We start from the raw sequence: 7,379 nt of genomic DNA, 5'->3' as shown, positions 1-7,379 counted from the left end.
GGTTGGTGAGTCTCGGGCCTGGGGGGCGGGAAAATCCCTAGAGCCGACGCGCGGGTGCGGACTCTAGGGATTCCCGGACGTGGACGCGGCAAGGATCGGGACATGACGGTTGGCGTCGCGGGGATACCCGAGGACCTGTTCGCGCCGGACCCGGAGGGAGGGCCCTGTGAGCAGCTCGACGGCCTGCTCATCGCCCTGCTGGTCGATCGGACGCTAGTGGCGCGGGATCATCAGGCGGCGCGCGGCGAAGCAGGGCTGCCGGTCCGCAAGATGGCCTGGGAGTACGCGATGGTGAAGCGCTACACGGCTCAGCTGGGGCCGCCCGGGGCCGAGATCGCCCGCGCGCTGCTGGCGCTCGCCCACTCCCCACAGCACCTGCCTCCGGCGACCTGACACTCCCGCACAGAGCACGGAAGGCGGGACCCCGCCGTCAGGGGGCCCCGCCTTCCGTGCACCGGCACGGCTACCAGCCGCTGGCCGGCATCAGGTCGGCGTACTCACGTTCCCGGGTGACCTGCAGCAGGTCGCAGTCGACCATCATCTGCATCAGTTGCGGAAAGTCCACGGTGGGCTCCCAGCCGAGCTGATTCTTGGCGACCGCCGGATCGGCACAGAGCACCTCCACCTCGGCCGGGCGCACCAGGGCCGGGTCGACGACCACGTGGTCCTCCCAGTTCAGGCCGACGTGGGTGAAGGCGATCCGGACCGCGTCGCGGACCGAGTGCATCTGGCCGGTGCCGATCACATAGTCGCCGCACTCCGGCTGCTGGAGCATCAGGTGCATGGCGCGGACGTAGTCGCCGGCGAAGCCCCAGTCGCGGACCGCGTCGAGGTTGCCCAGGTGCAGCTTGTCCTGATAGCCCTGCTTGATCCGGGCCACCGCCAGTGAGATCTTGCGCGTGACGAACTCCGCTCCGCGGCGCGGGGACTCGTGGTTGAACAACATGCCGGAGACCGCGTACATGCCGAACGACTCGCGGTAGTTCTTGGTGATGAAGTGGCCGTACGCCTTGGCAACGCCGTAGGGACTGCGCGGGTGGAACGGTGTCGACTCGCGCTGCGGTGTCTCGAAGGCCTTGCCGAACATCTCCGACGACGACGCCTGGTAGAAGCGGATCTGGGTGCCCCCGTTGCGGGAGTGGTGGAGACCGCTGACCATGCGGATCGCCTCCAGCATCCGCAGCACCCCCATGCCGTTGATCTCGGTGACCAGCTCCGGCTGCTGCCACGACATCGGTACGAAGGAGATGGCTCCCAGGTTGTAGACCTCCTCCGGCTGCACCGTCTCGACCGCGGAGACCAGGCTCGACTGGTCCATCAGATCACCGTCCACGAAGGACAGCTCCGACGCCAGGCGACTCACCCGCAGCTTCCGGGGGTTCGCCTGCCCACGGATCAGGCCCCAGACCTGATAACCCTCGTTGAGCAGGTGCTCGGCCAGGTATGACCCGTCCTGGCCGGTGATTCCGGTGATTAGCGCACGCCTGGCCATTGTCTTCCCTTCACCGTCGACCATCGACGGGCCGACGCTACGACCCCGTCGACCGACAGTTTCCCTAGATCCGAGAAGGGTTCCGGCCTACTTGACGAAGTCCTCGATCACCTTGGGAGGCCACACGCCCACGGTCAGCACGCCCATCGAGTACGCCCGCGAGACAAGGGCGGCCCGGTTGGGCACCTTGAGCTTCCGGAGCAGGCCGGAGACGTGGTATTCCACGCCTTGGCGGCTCAGGAACAGGCGTGAGGCGAGCGGGATGGTGGACAGGCCGGACGCGATGCCCTCGAGGATCTTGGCGTCGATCTTGCTGAGGATCCTGGTACCGCCGATGACTGCGGATTCGGCCGCCTCGTCGTGATCGGCCGGGCTCACCAACACCAGCACTCCGGTGGCGTCCGGGGCACCACCCTGCACCGCCACGCCGGTCAGCATGCCGGTGATGGGCTCGTGACCGGACCGCACCGCGATCAGCCGGCTGGCGAAGCGGTGGTGCTTGCCCTCCAGCAGGCGCGAGAAGTTGCGCATCATCGGAGCCTGGACGCTCGGGTGGATCAGATCGGCGAAGTGGCGGCCGCACAATTGCGCGGAGGATTCGCCGAAGCGCCGGAAGAACTCGGGGTTCGCATGCCGGATGGACAGGGTCCTGTCCAGGTAAGCCATGCAGACCCCGGGCTCGTCGGCCGCAGGGATTCCACTCAGGACCTCGTCATTCTGAAACACGTCGACGTCCTGCGCAGCGGTGGAAGAAAGCATACGTGGAGCCCTAACTGTTTTGGCACCAATACCGGGGGGAACCGGCCTCAGGTCCGCGAAGATCGGCTCGTCGGCATCGACCGGGGAACAGCGTACACACTCTGAATCATGGGCTCCGGTGCGGTCAAGTCCACTCTGGTGCCGGACTGAAACGCGCCTTGGTCGTTCAGGTTAAATTGGCGTTAGGTGAGCAGAAAACGCGAGGTGGGGACCACTTGATAGACGCGCGAGTCCGGCGTGGACAGCGGTGCTTCAGGCCGCGATCCCGAGTGGTGGGCAAATCCTTGCGTCTATCTGCGACAATGCCGGGCGCCGAAATCAAATGCGCCAAAAACCGACTTCGTGGTCAAATCAAACACAGCTGGCTGCCGAAATGGCACCGTGTGGTCACGCTTCGGCAATGAATCCGTTACTGAAAGTTATGGTCAGTGCGAAGACTCACCTGCGGAGAAAGCGCCCGGACTCGAAGCCTGCGGGCATGAGCCGCCTGGCGCCAATCGCCTGGGAATCACAGGCACCGGTCGGGGGCCACCATTTCGATGTGCGCTGAAGCCACCGGCACGGACGCGATGGTTATCACTTTTCGAGCCCTGGAACCCATTGACCCGGCGCCCACGCACGGCCTTGAGCAGGCCACGACCCGAATCCCCGGACGCGCCCGCCATGAATTCTTCATAATCTTATTGCCGACCGGCGGCGCCGAGCCCGATGGCGCCCGACCCAGAAGGCACGCGCGCGGGCCACACGGACGCGTCGCGTTAGCTGAACCACATTTCTACCGGGCCGCACGATCCAGATGTATATCCGCATGGCGCAGGCGTGCCCGCGCAATGGCGACTGGGAACGACGAAGGTCTGGAAAAGCAGCAGGCGCTCACCATGCGCCTGTCCTGACCAGGATCAACCAGAGCATCGGCACGCACCCGGGGGAACCACGGCACGTCGCCGCTCACGGGCCCCCGCTCAGAGAGGGATGTTGCTGTGTGAGCCCCGCGCGGCGGGAACGGCAGCGAGCGCCTCGGCAATCTTCCACCGGGTCTGCGCCGGCTGGACGATCTCATCGATCAAGCCCAGGCTCATGGCCCGGTCCACCCCGCCGGCGATCCGCTCATGCTCGGCGATGAGCCGGGCCTCCAACTCGGCCCGGTCATGCTCGGCCGCCGCAGCCAGCTCCCGGCGCTTCAGCACACCGACGGCCGCCTTGGCGCCCATGACCGCAACCTCGGCGTTCGGCCAGGCCAGCACCCGGGTCGCGCCCAGTGAGCGACTGTTCATCGCGATGTACGCACCGCCGTACGACTTTCGCATGTAGAGCGTCACCCGTGGCACCACCGCCGCGGCGAACGCATGAAGCAGCTTCGCCCCGCGGCGCACCACCCCACCCAGTTCCTGGTCCACGCCGGGCAGATATCCGGGTACGTCCACCAGAACCACGAGCGGGACAGCGAACACGTCGCAGAGCCGTACGAACCGGGAAGCCTTCTCCGCCGACAGCGAGTCGAGGCATCCGCCCTTGCGCAGCGGATTGTTGGCCACCACACCGACCGTGCGCCCACCCAGACGGCCGAGCCCGATCACGATGTTCGGTGCCCATTTCGCCTGTAACTCCTCGAACGAGCCGTCATCCAGCAGCGCCTTGGCGACCGGCCGAACGTCGTAGGCCCGGCGCACGTTGTCCGGCAGAGCCTCCAACGGCATCCCGGTGGCCGCCACGCTCAGGTCGAAGCTCCCGGGTGCGGCGAACAACGCGACCAACCGGCGGCACCGCTCATAGGCCTCCGCCTCGTCCGCGGCGACGACGTGGGCCACCCCGGAGTGCTTACCGTGCGCCACCGGGCCGCCGAGACCCTCCTGGTCGATGTCCTCGCCGGTGACCGAACGGACCACGTCCGGGCCGGTGACGAAGATGCGACCCGCCCGGCTCATGATGACGACGTCGGTCAGCGCCGGCCCGTACGCCGCCCCGCCGGCCGCCGGCCCGACCACCACCGACAGCTGCGGCACCCGGCCGGACGCCCGGACCATGGCCGCGAACACCAGCCCGACACCGTCCATCGAGTGCACGCCCTCGGCCAGGCGCGCTCCCCCGGAGTGCCAGATCCCGATGACCGGCACGCGCTCGGTCACCGCCAGATCGATGGTCTCGGCGATCCGCACGCAGCCGTCGTAGCCCATCGCTCCGCCCATGCGGGTGCCGTCGGTGCAGTAGACCAGCACGTCGCAGCCGTCGATGCGGCCGCGGGCCGTCTGAACTCCGAGGCTGTCGGGGCGGTGCAGCAGGGTCTCGGTGTCCGCGTCCAGCAGTTGCCCGATCCGGACCAGCGGATCCCGGACATCCGTAGCTGCCTCGCCGGCATTGATGACCGCTGTCATGACCGCCCATTCCTCGCCCAACAGATGAGGACATGTAACGGCACGACCGGATAGGCAAATTGCTAGAGTCGCGGTGCGCGGCTGAGATCACCGTCGACGGGGTCCTGCCCGGTGACAGACTGGCGGCCATGACCGCACTGGAACGTCTCGCCATGACCAACTACGGGCACTTCACCACGATGCTGGTGGAGGATGGGCGGGTCCGCGGTCTCGGCCTGCACCTCGAGCGCCTGGCCAACGACTGTGCGACGCTCTTCGCCACCCAGCTCTGTACCGACCTGGTCCGGCAACGGATCCGCGCCGAAGTGGCGGGTTCCCGCAGCCCGGTCACCGTCCGGGTCACCGTGACCGACCCCGACCTGCCGCTGCCCCGCCCGTCCCGGGCGGCGAGCCCACAGGTCCTGGTCACCACCCGGCCGGCGACGACGCAGCCATTGCCCCCACTGGCCGTCCGGTCGGTCCCCTACACCCGCGACGTTCCGACCGTGAAGCACACCGGGCTGTTCGGCCCCCTGTACGAGCGCCGCCGAGCCCAGCTCGACGGCTACGACGACGTCGTCTTCACGGGCGCCGACGACGTCGTCAACGAGGGCGCCACCTGGAACATCGGCTTCATCGACGGCGACACCCTGATCTGGCCGACGGGCGACGCACTACCCGGCATCACCGCGCGGCTGCTGGCCGGGGCGTATGACGGGCCGCAACGCACCGAACCCATCCGGCTGTCCCAGCTGCCCGACATGGCCGCGGCGTTCGCGACCAATGCGGCGAGCGGCCTACGCCCCCTCGCAGGCGTTGACGCGACCACATTCGCCACCGATCATCCGGTCCTGCGCCGGCTACGCGGACAATATCGGGCGATCGAGCCGGACACGATCTGACCGTTCGCCCATGGTCCCAGCCGACAGGACGTCTTCCGGCGCGGAATCACCCAGGAAGACGGTCGAGCGCTGGGCCATAGGATCCGAGAGTGGACGACCGGCGTGAGACAGAGGACGACGACGTGGCGTCTGTGACCAAGTGGGAGCGGCTGTTCGTCGACTACTGCCAGTACAACGTGTACACCGTGCCGGGTGCGTCCCGGCTGGACATCTACTGGCTCGGCGACGATCTGCTGCACGTCGGCGGGCCGAACCTGCTCACCGGCTTCTGCGGCGAGCACACCGGCTGGACACAAGCCCGTGTCCAGGTTCTGCCCGCCCCTCCACCGCAGGTCGACGCCGACTGGGACGCGGTCAGTGAGGCGACTCTCTGGTGTCCGAGCGGCCGACTGTTCGTCACCGGCTTGCTCGGCGGAAGCACGGACGCCCTCACCGACGTCGCCGTCCCGCGCGGCCTGATCCGCGTACGTCTGCACGCCCGCAACCGCATCCACGAGAGCGTGCGCGCCGACGCCGACCCGCCCGAACAGCACGAGATTCACATCTGGGCGGTGTCCGCCGAGACCCCATGGCGCACCGTACGCGCCGATCCGAACGCCCGCGCCTGGCAGCAGAAACCCGCGAAGGCCGCCGAGTGGGCGATGCTGTCGCTGGTACCGCGCCCCTCCGGGCGCCCGGACATCCTCCCCCCCTGCCACCGGATCCCTTCGACGACGACACCGGCCTGTCCCGCGTGACTGTCGTGCGTCACTGTCCCGCACCGGTCGAACTGCCGACCGGTGTGCTGCCCGCCGGCGACCTGCAGGTCCGGCTGGAACGCCTCGACGACGAGACTGTGACGTGGTCATGGGAGTGCGCCGACGAGCCGATCTTTCCGACACCGCTGACCACGCTCCCGGACGAGCGGCCGAGCACCGTACGGCTGACATCCGGCCCCGACGGCTTCACACTGCGCCACGAGGGCGTGCGCGGCCGGCACGCCGCGGCGCTCGGCATGATCTGGGACCGTCTGCTCGACGCTCCCGGGTCGTACCCGTGGATGGACACGCTGCGCGCGCAGGCCGCCGAGGCGACCGAACTGGCCGAGAAGTACCGCCGCCTGCAGGCCGAACGCGACGCCGAACAGTGGGGAGGGCCACCACCGCCAGAGCACATTCGCAGGACCTACTGCCAGGCACAACAGCTGGCCCGGATCGACCGCCTGTTGCTCGACCGCATCGACGCGCTGCCGCCCGCCCGCCAGCGCGAGGTGGCCCGCTGGGCGGCCCGCCGCGCCCTGCGTGTCGCCGGACTGGAGCAGATCGGATGGATCGCCGACGCACTGGCCGCCGACGCCGACCGGCCCCTGCCCCCGCTCCTCACCGACCACAGCGCGGCATTCCAGCGGCTCATGGCCGATCCCGAGGTGCCGCACACCACCGTCACGCTGGACTCCCACCCGAACGCCATCGGCGTGCCGCCCGGCGGGATCAACATACGTCAGCAGTCCGTCGCGTTCGCCGCCCTGATCGCCTTGGCCAGTGACAATCCACTGGTTGCCGCGATCGACGCTGTCTACAACGCGGCGGTCGCCCACGGCGACGACCGCGGACGATTCCTCGCCGGCGCCCACACCGCCCTGGGATGAGGCTCCGACACGCGACGGCGGGACTCCGGGTTCACGGCGGTCCGGCCGGTCGCCCCATGGCCCCTCCGGGCGCAGCAATAGCCGCCGACTATCCGGCCGCTGGTGCGTTTGCTCCGACGGCCCCGATGCCGGAGCCTGACTCGCTCATCTTCTTCCTTCACTGCCTACCACGCTGCGCCAAGGAGCCGACGAGCGGTTCACGCCGAAGCTGGCCGCCAAGACATCGTTCGCCCCACGGGCCGACGAGC

Annotated in this window: 7 protein-coding genes; 4 read left to right on the top strand and 3 right to left on the bottom strand. The window is 68.5% G+C overall.

The genetic code is table 11. The features are described 5' to 3' along the window. Positions 1-102: 102 nt before the first annotated feature. Positions 103-393 (top strand): chorismate mutase family protein, encoded by a 291-nt coding sequence (locus IEY99_RS31755; protein WP_189207801.1) that lies wholly within the window; start codon positions 103-105, stop codon positions 391-393. Positions 394-463: 70 nt separating this feature from the next. On the opposite strand, the gene IEY99_RS31750 is transcribed toward IEY99_RS31755, so the two are convergent. From IEY99_RS31750 to IEY99_RS31740, 3 genes are all read right to left on the bottom strand, one after another. Continuing rightward, the gene (locus IEY99_RS31750; protein WP_189207800.1) at positions 464-1,492 is read right to left on the bottom strand and encodes a GDP-mannose 4,6-dehydratase; all 1,029 of its coding nucleotides are present in this window, start codon (positions 1,490-1,492) and stop codon (positions 464-466) included. 87 nt (positions 1,493-1,579) lie between these two features. Further along, positions 1,580-2,251 carry a helix-turn-helix transcriptional regulator gene (locus IEY99_RS31745; RefSeq protein WP_229799438.1) on the bottom strand — a complete coding sequence of 224 codons (672 nt, stop codon included), beginning with the start codon at positions 2,249-2,251 and terminating at the stop codon, positions 1,580-1,582. Positions 2,252-3,213: 962 nt separating this feature from the next. Next, positions 3,214-4,623, bottom strand: coding sequence for an acyl-CoA carboxylase subunit beta (locus IEY99_RS31740; protein ID WP_189207799.1), 1,410 nt, complete (start codon positions 4,621-4,623; stop codon positions 3,214-3,216). A gap of 128 nt (positions 4,624-4,751) precedes the next feature. Here IEY99_RS31740 and IEY99_RS31735 point away from each other — a divergent pair, with 128 nt between their 5' ends. The 3 genes from IEY99_RS31735 to IEY99_RS31725 all read left to right on the top strand — a co-directional run bounded on the left by IEY99_RS31735 (position 4,752) and on the right by IEY99_RS31725 (position 7,131). Beyond that, entirely contained in the window at positions 4,752-5,504 is a 753-nt protein-coding gene (locus IEY99_RS31735; protein ID WP_189207798.1) for an aminotransferase class IV, read from the top strand. An 89-nt stretch (positions 5,505-5,593) separates the two neighbouring features. Continuing rightward, a complete protein-coding gene (locus IEY99_RS31730) occupies positions 5,594-6,241 on the top strand; it encodes a hypothetical protein (protein ID WP_189207797.1) in 648 nt (215 codons plus the stop codon). Then, positions 6,238-7,131 (top strand): hypothetical protein, encoded by an 894-nt coding sequence (locus tag IEY99_RS31725; RefSeq protein ID WP_189207796.1) that lies wholly within the window; start codon positions 6,238-6,240, stop codon positions 7,129-7,131. The genes IEY99_RS31730 and IEY99_RS31725 overlap by 4 nt, the downstream gene beginning before the upstream one ends. Positions 7,132-7,379 lie beyond the last annotated feature (248 nt).

This window comes from Couchioplanes azureus, assembly GCF_014648355.1.
Taxonomy (GTDB): domain Bacteria; phylum Actinomycetota; class Actinomycetes; order Mycobacteriales; family Micromonosporaceae; genus Actinoplanes; species Actinoplanes azureus.
The sequence above is the reverse complement of the archived record's forward strand: the minus strand, read 5'-3'. Positions and strand labels throughout refer to the sequence as shown.